Annotated in this window: 17 protein-coding genes; 6 read left to right on the forward strand and 11 right to left on the reverse strand. The window is 63.8% G+C overall.

Going from position 1 to position 19,750, the window contains the following annotated elements:
- Positions 1-120: 120 nt before the first annotated feature.
- A complete protein-coding gene (locus tag R3X27_RS21455) occupies positions 121-951 on the forward strand; it encodes an aldo/keto reductase (protein ID WP_317710947.1) in 831 nt (276 codons plus the stop codon).
- A gap of 3 nt (positions 952-954) precedes the next feature.
- On the opposite strand, the gene R3X27_RS21460 is transcribed toward R3X27_RS21455, so the two are convergent.
- The 3 genes from R3X27_RS21460 to R3X27_RS21470 form a co-directional block, all read right to left on the reverse strand.
- A complete protein-coding gene (locus R3X27_RS21460) occupies positions 955-1,560 on the reverse strand; it encodes a VOC family protein (protein WP_317710948.1) in 606 nt (201 codons plus the stop codon).
- A 98-nt stretch (positions 1,561-1,658) separates the two neighbouring features.
- On the reverse strand, positions 1,659-3,803 hold the full coding sequence (gene scpA, locus R3X27_RS21465; protein WP_317710949.1) for a methylmalonyl-CoA mutase: 2,145 nt from the start codon (positions 3,801-3,803) through the stop codon (positions 1,659-1,661).
- Complete coding sequence (locus R3X27_RS21470; RefSeq protein WP_317710950.1) at positions 3,769-4,491, reverse strand: hypothetical protein; 723 nt, start codon at positions 4,489-4,491, stop codon at positions 3,769-3,771. Before R3X27_RS21470 ends, scpA begins: the two co-directional genes overlap by 35 nt.
- 418 nt (positions 4,492-4,909) lie before the next feature.
- Here R3X27_RS21470 and R3X27_RS21475 point away from each other — a divergent pair, with 418 nt between their 5' ends.
- Positions 4,910-5,410, forward strand: coding sequence for a DUF4174 domain-containing protein (locus R3X27_RS21475; RefSeq protein WP_317710951.1), 501 nt, complete (start codon positions 4,910-4,912; stop codon positions 5,408-5,410).
- 16 nt (positions 5,411-5,426) lie between these two features.
- On the opposite strand, the gene R3X27_RS21480 is transcribed toward R3X27_RS21475, so the two are convergent.
- From R3X27_RS21480 to R3X27_RS21510, 7 genes are all read right to left on the reverse strand, one after another.
- Positions 5,427-6,989, reverse strand: a complete 1,563-nt coding sequence (locus tag R3X27_RS21480) for a hypothetical protein (RefSeq protein ID WP_317710952.1) — start codon at positions 6,987-6,989, stop codon at positions 5,427-5,429.
- Positions 6,986-8,983, reverse strand: coding sequence for an acetyl/propionyl/methylcrotonyl-CoA carboxylase subunit alpha (locus tag R3X27_RS21485; RefSeq protein WP_317710953.1), 1,998 nt, complete (start codon positions 8,981-8,983; stop codon positions 6,986-6,988). The genes R3X27_RS21480 and R3X27_RS21485 overlap by 4 nt, the downstream gene beginning before the upstream one ends.
- Positions 8,984-9,124: 141 nt before the next feature.
- The gene (locus tag R3X27_RS21490; protein WP_317710954.1) at positions 9,125-9,334 is read right to left on the reverse strand and encodes a hypothetical protein; all 210 of its coding nucleotides are present in this window, start codon (positions 9,332-9,334) and stop codon (positions 9,125-9,127) included.
- Between the two features lie 313 nt (positions 9,335-9,647).
- Positions 9,648-10,037 carry a hypothetical protein gene (locus R3X27_RS21495; protein WP_317710955.1) on the reverse strand — a complete coding sequence of 130 codons (390 nt, stop codon included), beginning with the start codon at positions 10,035-10,037 and terminating at the stop codon, positions 9,648-9,650.
- Positions 10,038-10,050: 13 nt separating this feature from the next.
- Complete coding sequence (locus R3X27_RS21500) at positions 10,051-10,431, reverse strand: DUF6497 family protein (RefSeq protein ID WP_317710980.1); 381 nt, start codon at positions 10,429-10,431, stop codon at positions 10,051-10,053.
- Complete coding sequence (locus R3X27_RS21505; protein WP_317710956.1) at positions 10,431-10,826, reverse strand: hypothetical protein; 396 nt, start codon at positions 10,824-10,826, stop codon at positions 10,431-10,433. The genes R3X27_RS21500 and R3X27_RS21505 overlap by 1 nt, the downstream gene beginning before the upstream one ends.
- A 55-nt stretch (positions 10,827-10,881) precedes the next feature.
- Entirely contained in the window at positions 10,882-12,414 is a 1,533-nt protein-coding gene (locus tag R3X27_RS21510; protein WP_317710957.1) for an acyl-CoA carboxylase subunit beta, read from the reverse strand.
- Between the two features lie 184 nt (positions 12,415-12,598).
- Here R3X27_RS21510 and R3X27_RS21515 point away from each other — a divergent pair, with 184 nt between their 5' ends.
- Together R3X27_RS21515 and R3X27_RS21520 are read left to right on the forward strand one after the other, a co-directional pair.
- Positions 12,599-13,819 carry a multidrug effflux MFS transporter gene (locus R3X27_RS21515; RefSeq protein ID WP_317710958.1) on the forward strand — a complete coding sequence of 407 codons (1,221 nt, stop codon included), beginning with the start codon at positions 12,599-12,601 and terminating at the stop codon, positions 13,817-13,819.
- Positions 13,820-13,864: 45 nt separating this feature from the next.
- On the forward strand, positions 13,865-15,250 hold the full coding sequence (locus R3X27_RS21520; RefSeq protein ID WP_317710959.1) for a short-chain fatty acyl-CoA regulator family protein: 1,386 nt from the start codon (positions 13,865-13,867) through the stop codon (positions 15,248-15,250).
- A gap of 6 nt (positions 15,251-15,256) precedes the next feature.
- Here R3X27_RS21520 and R3X27_RS21525 read toward each other — a convergent pair whose 3' ends face one another.
- Complete coding sequence (locus tag R3X27_RS21525; protein ID WP_317710960.1) at positions 15,257-15,913, reverse strand: thermonuclease family protein; 657 nt, start codon at positions 15,911-15,913, stop codon at positions 15,257-15,259.
- A gap of 149 nt (positions 15,914-16,062) precedes the next feature.
- Between R3X27_RS21525 and R3X27_RS21530 the strand changes: the two genes are divergently transcribed.
- Together R3X27_RS21530 and ptsP are read left to right on the forward strand one after the other, a co-directional pair.
- Positions 16,063-17,301 carry an aspartate kinase gene (locus R3X27_RS21530; RefSeq protein ID WP_317710961.1) on the forward strand — a complete coding sequence of 413 codons (1,239 nt, stop codon included), beginning with the start codon at positions 16,063-16,065 and terminating at the stop codon, positions 17,299-17,301.
- Between the two features lie 32 nt (positions 17,302-17,333).
- Positions 17,334-19,574, forward strand: a complete 2,241-nt coding sequence (gene ptsP / locus R3X27_RS21535) for a phosphoenolpyruvate--protein phosphotransferase (RefSeq protein WP_317710962.1) — start codon at positions 17,334-17,336, stop codon at positions 19,572-19,574.
- Positions 19,575-19,750 lie beyond the last annotated feature (176 nt).

A 19,750-nucleotide genomic window follows, 5' to 3' on the forward strand; every position in this document is an offset into this window, starting at 1 on the left:
CATTATCCGGCCTGCGCGCCTGCCAACAGGGGGGATTGCTGCGGCATGAATGCCCGTGGTCCGGGCGGCCCCGAGCCGCCATAACAGCAGCGATGCAGTCAGTGAGAAGGAGCTGCAACCATGCGGCCAATCCGTTTGCCCGACGGGACGCACGTCCCGAGCCTTGGCCTTGGAACCTGGTATATCGGCGACTCCGGCACTCGGCGCGAGGCGGAGATCGCCGCGCTGCGCCGCGGGATCGACCTTGGCATGACCTTGATCGACACCGCGGAGATGTATGGGAACGGCGCCTCTGAAAAGCTCGTGGGCGCGGCGATCGAGGGGCGGCGCGAGGAGGTGATCCTCGTCTCCAAGGTCTATCCGCATAACGCCTCGCGCGACGGTGTCGCCGCAGCCTGCGAGCGCTCGCTGACGCGGCTGGGCACCGACCGGCTCGACCTCTACCTGTTGCACTGGCGCGGTGGCGTGCCCCTGGACGAGACCATCGACGGGTTCGAGCGGCTGATCGCGGCGGGCAAGATCCGCCGCTGGGGCGTGTCGAATTTCGACCCCTATGACATGGAGGACCTGGCCGCAGCGGGCGGCGCAGCCGCTGCCACCAACCAGGTACTCTACAATCTCTCGACCCGCGGCATCGAATGGGACCTGCTGCCGGAAGCGCGCGAAGACGGGGTTCCGATCATGGCCTATTCACCAGTCGATCAGGCGCGGTTGCTGGTCGAGCCGGAGCTGATCGCGCTGGCCCGCGAGATCGGGGCAAGCGCGGCCCAGTTGGCGCTGGCCTGGACAATCGACGGCGGCGGCGTGATCGCCATCCCGAAAGCGGGCCGCGTCGAGCATGTCGAAGAGAACGCGAAGGCGGCCGAGATTGTCCTGACCGACGAGGTCCGGACCCGGCTTGATGCGATTTTCCCGCCCCCTGACGGACCGACGCCGCTGGAGATCCTCTGAAGCTCAATCGAGCCGGCGCGCCCCCTTGGGTGTGTCGATGACGGCGTGTATCCCGGTCGGACCGGTCTCGAAACGAAAGCGTGGATCGGCCAGTTGAAGCCGGTCGCGCAGCGACTCGGCGTCGGGGTGAGAAATCACCAGCTCTGCCAGCCGACAGCCGTTGTCTTCGAGCATGGGCGCAGGGTGGTCGCTCTCCCATTGGATCACGGCCGGCTGGCAATTGTCGAAGGGCAGCCGGCCATCTTCTGGCACGGCCATCTGCCAGCGGTACGCGCCGCGGCTGAGCGCGATCGGCACTCCAATCCCTGCCCCGAGCGCTTCCTGCGCGGTCGTCATATCCGCGCATCGCAGAATCCAGTTCGTCAAACGTGGTCGGCCCGAGAAAGAATCGAGATCGAACCATCGCGGCCGGCCCGGCGGCGGCGCCGACGGATCTATGGCAATCACTTCGAGATATTCGGTCCCGCCAAGCGAGAGAAGGCGGTTATGGGTGCCGAAATGCGGATGCTGCCCGCCCGTCCCGAGCGGCACGCCTAGCGTCGCCTCCAGCGCAGCCACGCCGCCTTCCAACGTCTCGCAGGACACCGCCAGATGATCGAATTCAAACATTGCCCCTCGCGCAAAAAGGGCGGACCAGATCCGGCCCGCCCCTATTCATTGCATCTTTTCAGACGGCGGAGAAGAGATCTCCGCCCCGCTGCCCGAGATCAGGCGGCGGTGTCTTTCTTCTTGCTGATGATATCCATGATCTCCTGCGCGGAGGCGGGGATATTGGTGCCCGGGCCAAAGATCGCGGAGACGCCGGAATTGTAGAGGAACTCGTAATCCTGATGCGGGATGACCCCGCCGCAGATCACGATGATGTCCTCGGCGCCCTGCTTCTTCAGCTCTTCGACGAGGCGCGGGGCCAGCGTCTTGTGGCCAGCTGCCAGAGAGGAGATGCCGACGATATGCACGTCGTTGTCGATGGCGTCCTGGGCGGCCTCTTCCGGGGTCTGGAAGAGCGGGCCCACATCGACGTCGAAGCCGATATCGGCATAGGCCGTGGCGATCACCTTGGCGCCGCGATCATGACCGTCCTGGCCCATCTTGACCACGAGCATCCGCGGGCGACGGCCTTCCTTCTCGGCAAAGACCTCGATCGATTTCTGGATCGAGATGAACTCGTCATCGCCTTCATAGGCCGCACCATACACACCGGACAGCGTCTTGATCTCTGCCTTGTGACGGCCGAATTCCTTCTCCATCGCCATGCTGATCTCTCCAACAGACGCCCGGGCGCGCGCCGCTTCGACCGCGCCTTCCAGCAGGTTGCCGCCTTCCTTGGCACGACGCTCCAGCTCGGCAAGGGCTGCCTGGCAGGCAGCCTCGTCGCGCTCGGCACGCATCTTCTCCAGACGCTCGATCTGGCTCTTGCGCACGGCCATGTTGTCGACATCGAGGATCTCGAGTTCGGCTTCTTCGGCAAGCTTGTGCTTGTTGACGCCGACGATGACTTCCGTACCGCGGTCGATCATCGACTGGCGCTTGGCCGCCGATTCCTCGATGCGCAGCTTGGGCATGCCCGAGTTCACGGCTGCGGTCATGCCGCCGAGTTCCTCGACCTCTTCCATCAGCGCCCAGGCCTTCTCGATCAGCTCGTTGGTCAGCGACTCGATGTAGTAGGAGCCGGCGAGCGGGTCGACCACCTTGGTCACCTGCGTCTCTTCCTGCAGGATGATCTGGGTGTTGCGGGCGATGCGAGCCGAGAAATCGGTCGGCAGCGCGATGGCTTCGTCGAGCGCGTTGGTGTGCAGCGACTGGGTGCCACCGAGCGCGGCCGACATCGCCTCGTAGGCGGTCCGGATCACGTTGTTATAGGGGTCCTGCTCGGCCAGCGAGACACCCGAGGTCTGGCAGTGGGTGCGCAGCATCTTCGAGCGCGGGTCCTTGGCGCCGAGATCGGTCATGATGCGCGACCAGAGGGTCCGGGCAGCGCGCAGCTTGGCAATCTCCATGAAGAAGTTCATGCCCATGCAGAAGAAGAAGGACAGACGGCCGGCGAACTTGTCGACTTCCATCCCGGCTTTCTGCGCCGCGCGGACATATTCGCGCCCATCGGCCAGCGTGAAGGCAAGCTCCTGCACGAGATCCGCGCCGGCTTCCTGCATGTGGTAGCCCGAGATCGAGATCGAGTTGAATTTCGGCATCTCGTTGGCGGTGTATTCGATGATGTCGCCAATGATCTTCATCGAGGGCTCAGGCGGGTAGATATAGGTGTTGCGGACCATGAACTCCTTGAGGATGTCGTTCTGGATGGTCCCGGCGAGCACCGAGCGGTCATGCCCCTGCTCTTCGCCGACAACGATGAAGTTGGCGAGAATCGGGATCACGGCACCGTTCATGGTCATCGAAACCGAGACCTTGTCGAGCGGGATGCCGTCGAACAGGACCTTCATGTCCTCGACGCTGTCGATCGCCACGCCGGCCTTGCCGACATCGCCTTCAACGCGCGGGTGATCGGAATCGTAGCCACGGTGCGTGGCCAGGTCGAAGGCAACCGAGACGCCCTGCTGGCCGGCGGCGAGCGCGCGGCGATAGAAAGCGTTGGATTCTTCGGCGGTGGAGAAACCGGCATATTGACGGATCGTCCAGGGGCGGCCGGCATACATCGTTGCCTTGGGGCCGCGCGTGAAGGGCTCGAAGCCCGGCAGCGAGCCCATATGGGGAAGATCGGCAGTGTCTTCGGCCGTGTAGAGCGGCTTGACCTTGATGCCTTCGAGCGTTTCCCACGTCAGAGCATCAAGCGGCTTGCCGCGCAGCTCCTTCGTGGCCATCTCAGCCCAGTCCTGGGGTGTTTTCTTGTCGGTCATCGGGGAAGGGTCCTCCTGTCATGTCCATGTTGCGCAGCTCATCAGCGTCCGCGCGTTCTATCAGCGTTGCGTGACCATTCGCGCCGGCGCGAAGCCATGCCAGGTCTTCGGCATATTGCGCTATGAGAGCCTCTCGCTGATCTCGGTCGAACAACAGCCATCGTTCATCGCTGCTGATCGGAATCGGGGCGAGGTGGCCGCAATCCGCCATCACCTCGCATATATCTTCTGGCGTCGCTCCGCGCGCCTCCCAAGAGCGCACACCCGCCATGCGAGACGCGAAACCCGGAGACAGCGAACCCCCTGTCATGACAGCCAATTGTTGCTCCGGACGGGGCGCGAAGCGTTCACTGGGGCAAATAATCACCTGGGCGCGCGGAAATGCCGCTGAAATCTCCTCGATTATCCGACGCCAGCGGCGCGGCTGGGTCACGAGGCGGTCCAGCGCTGCGCGGTCCGGCGCGGGAAACCCGTTGAGCACCTGTTGGGTCAACAAAGAGGCCCAGAATCGGTCATAGGCGCGAATCGACAAAATGATTCGATCGCAGCGTTCGTGGAAGCCGGGCACGACCCGGTCCAGCCGTTCGAATGCCCAGGGGTAGAGTCGTTCGGATTTCAGGCAATTGGCGGCCGTTCCGAGCAGGTTTTGCTCCGAGACGAGAAGGCGGGAGAGCCCGCGCCGCTCCATCTGGTGCTGCCGCATTCTGAGTCGGCCACAGGAATGTCTTCCCAGCCTTTCGAGCGGGAGCGTGATCGCATCCGGCGATCGGACAAGGCCGGACAAGAGCCCGCGCCGGGTCTGGGGCGGCAGCCAGGACGCGACGCCCTCCTCCGCCAGCAGATGCGTATTGCGGCCGAGGAAACGTTGCAGGGTTGTGGCTCCGGTTCGGTGCGCGCCGAGATGGAGGGTCACGTGCATCAGGGTCAGGACTCCGTTTGGCAGCTCCGCGCAGTTCTTGCGCGAAAGGGGTCTTGACCCCTGCCATAGCCCATCGCCCCTTGCCGGGCCGTTAAGGATAATGCCCCGAGTCGCAAATTCGCGCGATTTCCTCTTAGATTTCTGTTCCGGCTCGCCTATATCACTGTGGACACGAGGAGAGCCTGACTTGCCCCGCATCCCCCTGACGCTGTTGCTTGTTTCGAGCCTGACGCTGGTCCAGCCGGTTTCCGTGGCGGCCCAGGAGGCCGCTGCCACGCCGGAAGACGCGCCTGAAACCGTGACGGAAACGCCAGCGGGGCTTGAAATCCTGCCTGCCGCTGGAATCGATCTCGACGCGTATCTCTGGGAGAAGCGTGTGCTCGTCATCTTCGCCGACACGCCGGCAGATCCGCGCTTCATCAAGCAGATGGAGATGATCGGCGAGCGCCCGCGCGACTTGCTCGAACGCGATGTCGTGGTGCTGACCGATACCGATCCCGAGCCCCGAACGGATGTGCGCAAGACGCTGCGCCCGCGCGGGTTCGCGCTGGTGCTCGTGGACAAGGACGGCGAGGTCAAGCTGCGCAAGCCCGCGCCGTGGTCGACCCGCGAAATTGCCCGCTCCATCGACAAGACCCCGCTTCGGCGGCAGGAGATCCGCGACAGGAGCGGATCAATCGGCCAGTGATGCGAGGCGGGGCCGGTCATTCTGTCGGCCCCTCCGGCGAAAAGGTGAAACTGGCGCCTTCCGGCAGATCTTCCGCCCACAGCGCAAGCTCGTCGCGCAGCGCAGGAACAGCCTCCGGACCGGTCGCATAGAAAGCGACCTCCGGCCGGGCGGCGAAGTAATGCGACCCGGTCAGTTCCAATTGTCCGAGACGGACCCAATCAGCCCCGATGTGGTCGGCAAGCCAATCGTCATAGATCATGGCGAGATCGACCGAATGCACGCCGGCAAGCTTGTCCGTCCAGTCCTCGAGACCTCCATTCATGCGATAGTCCTGCGCGTCTTTCGAGCCAAGTCCCCAGAGATCCAGCACGTAGTTCGGATTGCCCCAGGAGACCCAGCCGAGGTCGTTCACCGCGACAGGACCGGCATGAACCTGCTTGGCAAAACGGGCCATCTGCGCCTGCTGACGGTCGATGGTCCGGGTCGCAAAGGGATAGCGCAGAACATGGTCGGGCACGTAGGACGATGCCACGATTGCTGCGGGCAGCAACGCGCCCAACAGCGCGCCGCGCCCCCCCTGTGCCGCGAGCGCGAGAAGCCCGGCCATCGCGGATAGCAGGATGTAGCTCTCGTAGCGGTTCATCCAGCCGACTTTGCCAACGAGGAGATGCGCCATCAGCGCCAGCATGACAGCATAGAGCAGCAGGCGGCGCGGCGAGCGGACCATCCCCGGCACAAGCAGGAACATCAGCGGCGCAATGACAAGCGCGGCTAGCAGCGCCCAGGCCGCAGTGAATTTGAAGTTCACGATGAAGTTGACCAGAATGCGGTCCCGCAGGCCCAGATCGCCTATCGTGCCCATCTTGGCCTGGACGGAATAGGGCAACGGATCCATCCCGAGCGCGACCAGCAGCCCCATGAACAGCCCCGCCACCGCCAGCGCCAGCAGCCCGAACAGCAGGCCAAGCGCGTAGCGGCCGCGCAAGACCAGGAGCGCTGCGCCCAGCAGCGACACTCCCATCGCTTCGAAACGAAAGGCCGGCCCGAGCACGATCCCAAGCAGCAACAACGGCGTGACCCGGTCCTCGTCCAACAACACAAGCATGCCCAGGATTACCGCGAGACTCGCTGCCACATGCAGGCTCTGCTCCATGCCGGTGAAGGCGATTCCCGCCATATTGAGCAGCAGCGGCACCGCGCCTGCGAGCAGCAGCCCGACCCAGCGTGGCCAGGACTCGTAACCGGCCTGCACCAGGATTCGCCCCCAGATCCAGCCGCTTGCCGCAAGGGCGAGCAGGTTCCACAAAAGCGGCAATACCCGTTGGACCTCGCTCCCCGGCGCCATCGCCAGCAGCAACGGATAGAGCAGCGAGGAGGCAGCGGAGGCGTTTTCCCCGGGATTCACCCCATAGCCCCCCGCCGCAATCTGTTCGGCGACGGCGAGATGGATATACACATCGTCCAGCGGGTACTCGAACACCCCCGCATTCAGGAATGCCGCCAGTTGCAACGCCGCGAAGCCCAGCAGCACGCTCGCCATCGAAACGAGCGGTAGCCGGGCCGACCAAGAGCCTTCGGCGGTTTCGGAACCTGTCATTCAAACTCCATGATCACATCATCAACAGCCAGGCTGTCTCCCGGTCCGGCATTGATCTTCGACACCACTGCGCCGCGCTCGGCCCGCAGGATATTCTCCATCTTCATCGCTTCGACCGTGCAGAGCGCCTGACCCTCCTGCACCGTGTCGCCGACCTGCACGCCGAGTGTCACGACCAGACCCGGCATCGGGCAAAGCAGAAGTTTCGAGGTGTCCGGCGCGATCTTCTCCGGCATCAGCCGGGCGAGTTCGCCCTGACGCGGGGTGAAGACATTCACCTTCATGTCGGCGCCGCGATAGCGGATGCGGTAGCCGGAGGTGATCTTGTCCACCTTGAAGAAATGCCGTTTTCCGGCAATGTCGACCACCGCGAGCGAGTCCCCCGGCGTCCATTTCGATTTCATCCCGATGCGACGATCCTCGAAAACGACCGTCGTGCCATGCCTGTTGGCCTCGATCTTGATCGGAAATTCCTCGCCATCGACGGAGACGATCCACTCGGTGCCGACCTTGCGCTTGTGGTTGTCCATCGTGCCGGTGATCCGGGTCCGCCGGATCTCGGCCACGCGGAACATGCCGGCCGCACAGGCCGCCACCTTCTTCTTGTTCTCCTCGCTGAGTTCCACCCCGTTGAACCCGTCGGGAAACTCCTCCTCGATGAAGGCGGTGGTGATATTGCCGTCGATGAAGCGCTGATGGTCCATCACCGCCGACAGGAAGGGGATGTTATGCCCGATCCCCTCGACCTCGAAGGCGTCCAGCGCGTCGCGCATATGGTCGATGGCCTTGGCGCGAGTCGGCCCCCAGGTGCAGAGCTTGGCGATCATCGGGTCGTAGAACATCGAGATCTCGCCGCCCTCATAGACGCCGGTATCGTTGCGCACCGCCTTCTCATGAGTCGCCGCTTCGACTGGTGGGCGATAGTCGGTCAGCCGGCCGATCGAAGGCAGGAAGCCGCGATAGGGATCCTCTGCATAGAGCCGGCTCTCGACGGCCCAGCCCTTGATGCCGATGTCGTCCTGCTCGATGTCGAGTTCCTCGCCATCGGCCACCCGGATCATCTGCTCGACGAGATCGACACCGGTGATCAGCTCCGTCACCGGATGTTCGACCTGCAGCCGGGTGTTCATTTCCAGGAAGTAGAAATTCTTCTTGTCGTCGACGATGAACTCGACCGTGCCGGCCGACGCATAGCCCACCGCCTTGGCCAACGCGCAGGCCTGGTTGCCCATCGCGGCGCGGGTCTCGGGGTCGAGGAAGGGGCTCGGCGCCTCCTCGATGACCTTCTGGTTGCGCCGCTGGATCGAGCATTCCCGCTCATTGAGATAGATGCAGTTGCCATGTTTGTCGGCCAACACCTGGATCTCGATATGACGAGGCTGGGTCACGAATTTCTCGATGAAGATCCGGTCATCGCCGAAAGACGCCGCCGCCTCGTTCTTCGAGCTCTGAAAGCCCTCGCGGGTCTGCTCGTCATTCCAGGCGATCCGCATCCCCTTGCCGCCACCGCCCGCGGAAGCCTTGATCATCACCGGGTAGCCAACCTTGTTGGCGATCTTCACTGCTTCCTCGGCATCCTCGATCAGGCCCATATAACCGGGCACCGTGGAGACCTTCGCGTCGAGTGCGATCTTCTTGGAGGTGATCTTGTCTCCCATCGCCTCGATGGCCGAGGCCGGCGGACCGACAAAGGCGACGCCCTCGGCCTCCAGCGCCTCGGCGAACTTGCGGTTTTCGGACAGGAAACCATAGCCCGGATGCACGGCCTCGGCGCCGGTCTTGCGGATCGCATCCATCACCTTGTCGATGACGATATAGGACTGGTTGGCGGGCGAGGGCCCGATATGCACCGCCTCATCCGCCATCTGGACATGAAGCGCGTGCCGGTCGGCATCCGAATAGATGGCGACGGTCTTGATCCCCATTTTCTGCGCCGACTTGATCACCCGGCAGGCGATCTCTCCACGGTTGGCGATCAGCAGCTTCTTGAACATGCTCCGTCCCTTCCCTCTTGTCCCGGCAGCGCCTCCCCAGCGCCCGTCCGTTTGCACAGACCACAAAAAAGGCCATCGGAGAGATACACTCCGATGGCCGAATATCTCAGTTCGGGGTCATGCCCCGGAAATGTCCGTTCGTCAGTTGGCCATTTTCTTGACTTCGTTGGTGACGGCACCAGCCGCCGCGCCGACGGCCGCGCCGGTGACAACGTCGCCGCCCGTGACGGCCGCAACACCCGCGCCGGTGGCCGCACCGATCCCCGCGTTCTGGACATTCGTGTTCTCGTCGCAGGCGGCCAGCAAGCCGGCGAATGCAACGATGGTCGTGAGTTTGATGATTTTTCCCATGGGATTTCTGCTCCGTTTCGGGTTTGCCGCGCCGACACTATGGCGCATGCAGCAAGCCTTGTGAATCCCTCGAAAAAATCCGGCAAACATCCGCCAAGTGGTTCGTCTGGACGAAAAAAAGGCGGCCATGCGTTGGGGGTGCGCGGCCGCCTCAAGTCGGAAGGGGTACTAAAGATCCCGGAGGCGGCGTAGAAGTTGGGATGCGCCGCTTCCAAGCCCTTGCTGCCGCGCATTTCACAATTCGCAAAGCCAAAGCTGACGCTCCCCATGGAATGGGCTGTTTCCTGCCGTTCTTTCAGGGGGTTCGGCAGATTCACGCCCAATCCTCCCCCTCTTCCGGACCGTCGACGATCTCGAACTTGCCGAGCACTTCGGGATAGCTCTTCGCGATTGCCTTGAGATCGACCACCAGCATCGCCTCGTAGCTCGCCGGATCGAAGTCTTCCTCGCCAGGCACGATCTCGCGCCCGAACAGCCAGCTCAACCGTCCTGCATCAAGGTTGCCGCGCTCAAAGGGCGCATCGCCGAAATGCTCCAACACCGCCTGAAGAAAGCCCGCATCCGCGCGCCGATCCGCCGGTTTGCGGTCGGCAAAGCGCTCGCGCGCCTTGAGCGGGGTTGCACCGCCCTTGTTCTCCCGCCGCAGCGTGAACTGGTAATCGGTTCCCGAAAGCCGGCCTGGAAAGCCGCGATGCTTCAGCATTCTGTTGTGTCCTTCACTGCCACACGCACCCGCCATCCGTTGGCAGGTATGCCCCGATGAACATGGTCGCCTCGGGGTCATGCACCCCGCGTTCAACCGCACGGTCCATCAGCGCGATCATCACCTGGTCAACCCCGCCGGCCTCCGCCGCCGCACGCAACCCTTCATGGTCGCAGAGATGGTCGATATCTGCCGCCACCGCGTCATAGCCCAGCTCGCCCTCGTCAAAGCCGATCCTCGGGCTGACATAGCGCAGCGTCAGCCAGACCTGTCCGCCCATCTGTTCCTCGACAACCCGGTCGAGGAACTCCACCTCCAGCCCCGAGGGCGTCACCAGCTCTTCCGCCTGCGCCGCCCCGGCGCCGAGCGCCAGAACCAACCCCAACCACTTCATCAAACCTGCCCTCCGGCCATACGCACCCAGCGCCGTCGGTTTTCCGGTGCCTCAAGGACATCCGCAATCCGTGCTTCGAGACCGCCCCGGTCGAACCGCGCGGCCGCGACGCGCCCACCGGCCCGAACGCGCAACCCGTCCTCGACCATTTCGATCTCGACCACCGGCGAAAATCCGCGCTGCCCCTGCAACGCCCGCCATATGTCCTGACGGACCTGTTGGGCCACGCGCGCACGCCCCGCAGACGGCAGCCGCGTCTCGGCCACGACGTCAAACCGTGCCGGCAACTGGCGCGCCACCGTCACCCGCGCGCCGTCGCGCAGCACATGCCAGCCTTTCCGGCTCATTGCGCCGCTGTTTCCCGGCCAGGTCTCGATTGCCACATTCCGGTTCATCCTCTTTCTTCAGACATCCCTTGGGTCCCGGGGGTGTCGCCCCCGGCGTCCCACCTCAGAGCGGGATGTTGTTGTGCTTCTTCCAGGGCTGCGCCCGCTTCTTGTTGCGCAAGCTCGCGAAGGCCCGCGCAACCCGCAGCCGGGTCCGTCGCGGCAGGATCACCTCGTCGATGAAGCCACGCTCGGCGGCGACAAAGGGGTTGGCAAAGCGGTCCTCGTAATCCTGCGTGTGCTGCGCGATCTTCTCCGCGTCGCCGAGATCCGCGCGATGCAGGATCTCCACCGCCCCCTTGGCGCCCATCACCGCGATTTCCGCCGTCGGCCAAGCGTAGTTGATATCGCCCTTCAGATGCTTGGAAGACATCACGTCATAGGCCCCGCCATAGGCCTTGCGCGTGATCACAGTCACCTTCGGCACCGTCGCCTCGCCAAAGGCGAAGAGCAGCTTGGCGCCGTGCTTGATCACGCCGCCATATTCCTGATCGGTCCCCGGCATGAAGCCCGGCACATCGACCAGCGTCAGGATCGGCACCTCGAACGCATCGCAGAACCGCACGAACCGTGCCGCCTTCTTGGAACTGTCGATATCAAGACAGCCCGCCAGCACCATCGGCTGATTGGCCACCACGCCCATCGTCTGCCCCTCCAGCCGGATGAAGCCGGTGATGATGTTCTTCGCATGCTCCTCCTGGATCTCGAAGAAATCGCCCTCATCCGCCACCTTCAGGATCAGTTCCTTCATGTCATAGGGCGTGTGGGCATTGTCCGGCACCAGCGTGTCGAGGCTCTCATCGACCCGGTTCGGATCGTCGAAGAAGGGCCGCACCGGCGCCTTCTGCTGGTTGTTCATTGGCAGGAAGTCGAAGAGCCGTCGGATTTCGACCAGCGCCTCGACATCGTTCTCGAAAGCGCCGTCGGCAACAGAAGACTTCCTCGTATGGGTCGAGGCCCCGCCCAGTTCCTCGGCCGTGACGACCTCGTTGGTCACCGTCTTTACGACATCGGGGCCTGTGACGAACATGTAGGAGGTGTCCTTCACCATGAAGATGAAATCCGTCATCGCCGGGCTGTAGACAGCACCGCCCGCACAGGGCCCCATGATGACCGAGATCTGCGGGATGATCCCGGAGGCGTCGATATTGCGTTGGAACACCTCGGCATAGCCAGCCAAGCTGTCCACGCCCTCCTGAATCCGCGCGCCACCGGAATCGTTGATCCCGATCACCGGCGCGCCGTTTTGCACAGCCATGTCCATGATCTTGCAGATCTTCTGCGCATGACGCTCCGAGAGCGAGCCGCCAAAGACGGTGAAATCCTGGCTGAAGACATAGACCAGCCGCCCATTGATCGTGCCCCAGCCAGTCACCACCCCATCGCCGGCCGGCTTCTCGGCCTCCATGCCGAACTCATGGCAGCGATGGGTGACGAACATGTCGAACTCTTCGAAGCTCTCCTCGTCCAGCAAAAGCTCGATCCGCTCCCGCGCGGTGAGCTTGCCCTTCTTGTGCTGAGTGTCGATCCGCCGCTGGCCACCGCCAAGCCGTGCCGACGCACGCCGTCCCTCGAGCTCTTCCAGAATATCCCGCATATTCTTCTCCCCCAGAGAATGTCCTACCCAAACACGTACCGCTCTCCGGGGGCAGGCGAAAAGGCTCTTTTGGAAAATTTGCAAAAACTTGGCAATCAAACTTCTGCAAATTGCAAAATAGCAAATCATCCGAAAGCCCCTCACGCAATGGACTTCCCGCCCGTGAGCCCCTATCTGCAGCGTCATGACAGCGCCAAGACAGGTCCTTTTCCTCGACCGCGCGTCCCCGCCACATATCGTCACACTGGTCCTGCTCGCAGGTCTCTCTGCGATGAACATGTCGATCCTGCTGCCCTCGCTGCCGGCGATGACCGAGGATTTCGGCACGGATTACGCGGTCATGCAGCTCACGGTCTCGCTCTACCTCGCGACGACCGCCTTTCTGCAATTGCTTATCGGACCGCTCTCGGACCGTTACGGCCGCCGACCCGTCGTACTCTGGTCGATCCTGATCTTCCTGCTCGCCACGCTCGGATGCCTGCTTGCGCCCAACGCCGCCACGTTCCTCGCCTTCCGCATGGCCCAGTCGACGGTTGCGGTCGGAATCGTCCTCTCCCGTGCAATCGTCCGGGACATCTACCCCCAGAACGAATCCGCGTCCCGCATCGGCTACGTCACTATGGGTATGTCTCTCGTCCCCATGGTCGCCCCGATGATCGGCGGCGCGCTGGACGAGCTTTTCGGCTGGCACGCGATCTTCTATTTCCTCACGGCATGCGGCCTCGCCCTCTTCTGGCTCTGCTGGCGAGATCAGGGTGAGACCGCCCCCGGGCTTGGCACCAGCTTTTCACAGCAATTCCGCGACTACCCGGAACTGCTCACCTCCCCGCGCTTCTGGGGCTATGCCCTCTGCGCCGCTTTCACATCCGGCGCCTTCTTCGTCTTCCTGGGCGGCGCGCCTTTGGCGGCGGACCATATCTTCCACCTGTCGCCCTTATGGACCGGCATCTGCCTCGGCGCCCCCGCCATTGGCTACATGTTCGGCAACTTCCTCTCCGGCCGCCTCTCCGCGCGCACCGGCATCAACCCGCTGATCCTCTGGGGCACCGGCATCACGACCGTCGGCATGGCAGTCTCTCTCGCGCTCGGCCTCGCCGGGCTGCAAAGCCCTCTGCTCTTTTTCGGCCTCGTTACCACGCTTGGCATTGGCAACGGGCTCGTCATCCCGAACACCTCCGCCGGCCTGCTCTCGGTCCGCCCGCAGCTCGCGGGAACGGCCAGCGGCCTTGGCGGCTTCATCATGATTGGCGGCGGCGCGGCGCTCTCCGTTCTGTCCGGGCATATGATCGAAGGAAGCGCCACGCCCCTGCCGCTGCAATGGCTGATGTTCCTCTCTTCCGCGCTGTCGCTGCTCTCCATGCTCGTCGTCCTTCGCCGCGAGCGGCAATTGCACGACAGCGCCTGATTTGCAAAGCTGCCCGCAGCAAAACGCAAAACCGCAAAGCACCTCATGGCCCAGAAAAAGCTCTATGCCGGCGTCAAACTGCGCGAAACCCGCACCCGGCTCGGCCTGACCCAGAAGGTCTTTGCCGCGAAACTCGGGATTTCCCTGCCCTATCTCAACCAGATGGAGAACAATCACCGGCCGGTCTCCACAACGGTCGTGCTGGCGCTGGCGCAGGTGTTCGGCATGGATGTCACCGAGCTCAGCTCTGGCGACACAGAGCGGCTTGTCTCGGACATGCGCGAGGTTCTGGCCGACCCGCTCTTCTCGGACACCCCGCCCCAGGCCGATCTGCGGCTCGCCGCCTCCAATGCCCCTGCCCTGACCCGCGCCTTCCTGGAGCTGCACTCCGCCTATCGCCGCACCCAAGAACGCATGGCCACACTCGACGCCGCCCTCGGGCAGCGCGCCGAATACGTGGCCGCATCGCCCTGGGACGAAGTGCGGGACTTCTTTCACTATATCGACAATCACATCGATGCGGTGGACCGCGCGGCCGAGCATTTTGCTGGCAATGATCCGATGGCCGCCGCGCAGAAGGCGCTCGATGAGCGCGGCATAACCCTCCGCCTCAGCGAGGAAACCGGCCTGCGCGACTATGATCCCAAGCAGCGTATCCTGACCCTGGCCGCCCGCTCCGACAGCGCCTCGCGCAATTTCCAGATCCTGCACCAGCTTGCACTTATCACACAAATGGACCTACTGGAGGCCACGCTCGATCTCGCCCGGCTGCAAAGCGACGAATCCCGCTCCATCGCCCGGATTGGCCTCGCCAATTACTTCGCCGGTGCCGCCTTGCTGCCCTACAATCGATTTCGAGCTGCCGCGCAGGAAACCCGCCACGACATAGAGCGTCTCGCCTATCGCTTCGGTGCTTCGCTCGAACAGGTCATGCACCGGCTCTCGACGCTCCAGCGCATTGGCGACAAGGGGGTGCCCTTCTTCTTCGTCCGCGTCGATCAGGCCGGCAACATCACCAAGCGCCATTCGGCCACGCGGCTGCAATTCGCCCGGTTCGGCGGCGCCTGCCCGCTCTGGAACGTGCATCGCGCCTTCGAGACTCCGGGCCGCTTCCTGCGCCAGCTGGCGCAGACACCGGATGGCGAACGCTACCTGCTGCTGGCCCGCGACGTCTCCAAACCCGCCCATGCCTGGCGCACGCCCGACCGCCGCTACGCCATCGCGCTTGGCTGCGAAGTCAGCCATGCGTCCGAACTCGTTTATGCCGACGGGCTGGATACCGGCACTGTCGCTGCCTATGAGCCCATCGGGACATCCTGCCGGATCTGCGAACGGCGCGATTGCCACCAGCGCGCCATCCCTCCACTGGAGCGCAAGCTGCGTTTCCCGGTCAACCGCCGGCACCAGCTCCCCTACGAGATCGAGGAATAGGCCGCCTCAGCGCCGCGCCGCGCGCCAACCTGCCGCCTGCGCCTCGGCCTCGGTACAGAACCAGCGTTCGCCTTTGGATTCGCTGATCCGGGTGGCGGCATAGTCGCGTTGACCGGGCATGTGATAGATGCGCCCAGACTTGGAGATATTGCCCTTGATCGCGCAGCCCGAGACAGGCTTCGGCTGTGATTGCGGTGTTTTCCCGGCGCGATAGGCTTCGGGCGGCAGGTGCTCGCCCTGCCAGAGGCCACGGGCCGCGAGGAAAGCGTTTTTCTCCGCATCGACATAGTCGAGCGAGTATTTCCGATAGGCATGCGCCGCTCCCCGCGCGACCATTTCTTGGCCGATATCCGCGCCGCGCAGGTAGCACTTGGCAACGAGCCGACCGTAGCGGTCCCGCTCGCGACCGTCGCAGCGCAGCGGCGCACGGCCGATGATGTCGATCAGCTGTTCGCGCGCCCAGCGGCCGCAGGACCAGCGCCCGCCGCCTGCTGCCTCGCAGCTTTGCGCCATTTCGGGCGCGTCTATTCCATGCAGCCGCACGGACTCGCCGGCGATTTCCAGCGTATCGCCGTCAATCGCACGCGCCCGCCCTTCCAGGGCATGCGCCAAACCGGGCGCCGCCGCCAGGAGCAGCACCGCAATGCACCAATTCCACCTCATGCGCGCAAACTCTCCTGAACGGGCCGGCATGGCAAGCTCTGCACACTGTCTTGGCTAACAGGCGACCGGCGCCGTGACCTGCCCTTGCGTCCCGCCCCCCCTTCGCCTATGCCCTCGCGCGAACAACACGCAAAGGAACGGGCGGAACAATGCCTCTTCTTGTCATGAAATTCGGCGGCACATCGGTCGCCACACTTGACCGGATTCGCCGGGTCGCCAAGCGCGTCGGCCGCGAAGTCGCCAATGGCTATGATGTCATCGTCATCGTCTCCGCCATGGCCGGCAAGACCAACGAGTTGGTCGGCTGGGTCGAGGAAACCTCGCCGCTTTTTGACGCCCGCGAATATGACGCCGTGGTCAGCTCCGGCGAGAACGTGACCGCCGGGCTGATGGCGCTGACGCTGCAAGAGATGGACGTGCCCGCGCGCTCCTGGCAGGGCTGGCAGGTGCCGCTCAAGACCTCCCCCGTCCACGCGGCAGCGCGGATCGAGGAGATCCCGACCGACAATATCAACGCCAAGTTCGCCGAGGGCATGAAAGTCGCCGTCGTCGCGGGGTTCCAGGGTGTGACCGAAGAAGGCCGCATCGCCACGCTCGGACGCGGCGGCTCAGACACCACTGCCGTCGCTTTCGCGGCGGCCTTCGGTGCCGAGCGCTGCGACATCTATACGGACGTAGACGGTGTCTACACGACAGACCCGCGCATCTCGCAGAAGGCCCGCAAGCTCGAAAAGATCGCCTTCGAGGAAATGCTGGAACTGGCCTCGCTGGGCGCCAAGGTGCTCCAGACCCGCTCCGTGGAGCTCGCCATGCGCTACAAGGTGCCGCTGCGCGTGCTCTCGTCCTTCGAAGAATATGACCCCAACGCAGGCACGCTGGTCTGCGACGAGGAGGAAATCATGGAAAGCAATGTCGTCTCTGGCGTCGCCTATAGCCGCGACGAAGCCAAGGTCACTCTGGTCTCGGTCGCCGACCGTCCCGGTGTCGCCTCCGCCATTTTCGGCACCCTCTCCGAGGCCGCCGTCAACGTGGACATGATCATCCAGAACATTTCCGAGGAAGGTCGCACCGACATGACCTTCTCCTGCCCGACCAACCAGGTCGCCCGCGCTGATCGCACCGTGCAGGACGCCCGCGATAAGGGGCTGATCAACTTCCACGACATCGTCGTCGACAATGATGTCTGCAAGGTCTCCGTGGTTGGCATCGGCATGCGCTCCCACACGGGCGTTGCCGCGAAGATGTTCGATGCGCTCTCCGCCGAAGGAATCAACATCAAGGTCATCACGACATCAGAGATCAAGATCTCCGTGCTCGTGGACCGGAAATATCTGGAATTGGCGGTTCAGGCACTCCATGATGCCTTCGGGCTTGAAAAGGCGGGGTAGTCACACCCCGTCGCCCCAAAGGGACGAGACAGGTGAGCGACACCCAGAGTGGCAGCAGGAAACTGCTGGGTCGGCTGAAGCGGGCCTTGGCAGAGCCGGCCGAAGGGCAGGAACGGCTTGACCGCATCACCCGGCTGATCGCCGAGGAGATGGCGACCCCCGTCTGCTCGATTTACCTCTTCCGAGACCAGGACACGCTGGAGCTCTGCGCGACGGAGGGGCTCAACCCCGAATCCGTCCACAAGACGCGGATGCGGATGGGCGAGGGCCTTGTCGGCCGTGTCGCGCTGTCCACCAAGCCGATCAATACCGGCAATGCGCCCTCCGAGGCCGGGTTCCGCTTCATGCCGGAGACTGGCGAAGAGCTCTATTCCGCCTTCCTCGGCGTGCCGATCCAGCGTCTGGGCGAGAAGCTCGGCGTTTTGGTGGTGCAGTCCAAGGGGACCGAGGCCTATAGCGAAGACGAGGTCTACGCGGCTGAGGTCGTTGCCATGGTGCTGGCCGAGATGACGGAGCTGGGCGCGTTCATCGGCGAAGGCGCGGCCATGTCGGCGCCGCACCAGAACCCGGTGATGCTGCGCGGAGGCGTCGGTCAGGAAGGCGCCGCCGAGGGAAATGTGCTGCTGCACGAACCCCGCGTCGTTGTCACGAACCCTTTCTCCGACGATGCTGAAGCCGAACTTGCCCGCCTGAAGGCTGCCATCGACAAGTTGAGGGTCTCGGTCGATGAGATGCTCACCCAGACCGATGTCGCCGACAAGGACCAGCGCGAGGTGCTGGAAGCCTACCGGATGCTCTCCAATTCCAAGGGCTGGATGCGGCGGATGCAGGCGGATATATCGCGCGGCCTCTCCGCCGAGGCCGCAGTCGAGAAGGAACAGACCACAGCCCGCGCCCGCATGGAGCAGGTCCCGGACCCCTACCTGCGCGAGCGGCTGCACGATCTCGACGATCTGTCGAACCGCCTGCTCCGCATCCTGACCGGCCAAGGCTCCGATACCGGCGTCGAGATGCCGGACAATCCCGTTCTCGTGGCGCGCAATATCGGGCCGGGCGAGTTGCTGGCCTATGGGCGCGGGCTCAAGGGGATCGTGCTCGAAGAAGGCTCCGTCGGCTCTCATGCGGCGATTGTCGCCCGCGCGCTGGCCATCCCGCTGGTGATAAATTGCGAGCGCATCACGACCGAGGCGCTCAATGGCGACCACCTGCTGGTCGATGGCGAGCAGGGGATCGTGCATCTGCGCCCCGAGGAATCTGTCGCGATCGCCTTCCGCGACAAGATGGCGATGATGACCAAGGCGCAGGAGCGATACGCCTCAATTCGCCGGGTCCCCGCCACCACGGTCTACGGCCCGACCATCAGGCTCGACATGAACGCCGGTTTGATGGACGACCTGCCCTCGCTGAAATCCTCGGGTGCAGAAGGGGTCGGCCTGTTCCGGACCGAGTTGCAATTCCTCGTCCGCTCGAAGCTGCCCAGCCGGGGGGATCTCGCCGCCACCTATTCCCGCGTGATCGACGCATCCGAGGGCAAGCGTGTCGTCTTCCGCACCCTCGATATCGGCTCCGACAAGGTGCTGCCCTACATGAAGCCGCAGGACGAGCCCAACCCGGCGCTTGGCTGGCGCGCCATCCGCGTCGGCCTCGACAAGCCGGGCGTCATGCGCATGCAACTCCAGGCGCTGATCCGGGGGGCCAATGGGCGTCCGCTCTCGATCATGTTCCCCTTCGTGGCGCAGTTCGAGGAGTTCCTCGCCGCGCGTCAGCAATTTCTCGACGAGTTGGACCGCGAGGAGCGGCTTGGCCATCCGTTGCCCTCGAAGGTCGAGGTCGGAGCGATGCTGGAGACGCCGAGCCTCGCCTTCGCGCCCAAGCAGTTCTTCGAACTGGCCGATTTCATCTCGGTGGGCGGCAATGACCTGAAACAGTTCTTCTTTGCAGCCGACCGCGAGAATGAACGCGTGCGGCGACGCTACGACACGCTCAACGTCTCCTTCCTGACTTTCCTCGAATGGATCGTCATGCGCTGCGCAGAGACGAAGACACCTCTGAGTTTCTGTGGAGAAGATGCCGGGCGTCCGGTCGAGGCGCTCTGTTTCTCGGCGATGGGCTTCCGGACACTGTCTATGCGGCCGGCTTCCATCGGGCCGGTCAAGCATCTGCTGCGCCGCTCGAATCTCGCGGAAGTCCGCGAGGTGATCGACGAGGCCCGGGCGGCAGGGGCGCAATCGGTGCGTTCGGCGGTGATGGACTGGCTGCGCCAACAAGGCTGAGGCGTGAGGGATAGTCTGTCTCATCACGCGATCACGGGACCGGAGCCACGCGATAGACAAAAAGACAGTCATTTGCGATCTGTGCGGTGCTTGAGCTTTTCCGCTCTGCAACTTAGCATAGTTTAGAGGACAGGGGGCAGCCGTTTAGCGCGAGTGGCTGGCGCATATCATCCCCA

The organism is Tropicimonas sp. TH_r6 (assembly GCF_033101155.1).
In the GTDB taxonomy this organism is placed as follows: domain Bacteria; phylum Pseudomonadota; class Alphaproteobacteria; order Rhodobacterales; family Rhodobacteraceae; genus Tropicimonas.

Bases quoted from the DNA above. Each gene is read 5' to 3' on its own strand.
- R3X27_RS21505 (WP_317710956.1), bottom strand. From the start codon at position 10,826: ATGAACCGGAATGTGGCAATCGAGACCTGGCCGGGAAACAGCGGCGCA.
- R3X27_RS21515 (WP_317710958.1), top strand. From the start codon at position 12,599: ATGACAGCGCCAAGACAGGTCCTTTTCCTCGACCGCGCGTCCCCGCCA.
- R3X27_RS21510 (WP_317710957.1), bottom strand. From the start codon at position 12,414: ATGCGGGATATTCTGGAAGAGCTCGAGGGACGGCGTGCGTCGGCACGG.
- R3X27_RS21460 (WP_317710948.1), bottom strand. From the start codon at position 1,560: ATGTTTGAATTCGATCATCTGGCGGTGTCCTGCGAGACGTTGGAAGGC.
- R3X27_RS21455 (WP_317710947.1), top strand. From the start codon at position 121: ATGCGGCCAATCCGTTTGCCCGACGGGACGCACGTCCCGAGCCTTGGC.
- R3X27_RS21485 (WP_317710953.1), bottom strand. From the start codon at position 8,983: ATGTTCAAGAAGCTGCTGATCGCCAACCGTGGAGAGATCGCCTGCCGG.
- R3X27_RS21500 (WP_317710980.1), bottom strand. From the start codon at position 10,431: ATGAAGTGGTTGGGGTTGGTTCTGGCGCTCGGCGCCGGGGCGGCGCAG.
- R3X27_RS21495 (WP_317710955.1), bottom strand. From the start codon at position 10,037: ATGCTGAAGCATCGCGGCTTTCCAGGCCGGCTTTCGGGAACCGATTAC.
- scpA (WP_317710949.1), bottom strand. From the start codon at position 3,803: ATGACCGACAAGAAAACACCCCAGGACTGGGCTGAGATGGCCACGAAG.
- R3X27_RS21480 (WP_317710952.1), bottom strand. From the start codon at position 6,989: ATGACAGGTTCCGAAACCGCCGAAGGCTCTTGGTCGGCCCGGCTACCG.
- R3X27_RS21525 (WP_317710960.1), bottom strand. From the start codon at position 15,913: ATGAGGTGGAATTGGTGCATTGCGGTGCTGCTCCTGGCGGCGGCGCCC.
- R3X27_RS21490 (WP_317710954.1), bottom strand. From the start codon at position 9,334: ATGGGAAAAATCATCAAACTCACGACCATCGTTGCATTCGCCGGCTTG.
- R3X27_RS21520 (WP_317710959.1), top strand. From the start codon at position 13,865: ATGGCCCAGAAAAAGCTCTATGCCGGCGTCAAACTGCGCGAAACCCGC.
- R3X27_RS21470 (WP_317710950.1), bottom strand. From the start codon at position 4,491: ATGGAGCGGCGCGGGCTCTCCCGCCTTCTCGTCTCGGAGCAAAACCTG.
- R3X27_RS21530 (WP_317710961.1), top strand. From the start codon at position 16,063: ATGCCTCTTCTTGTCATGAAATTCGGCGGCACATCGGTCGCCACACTT.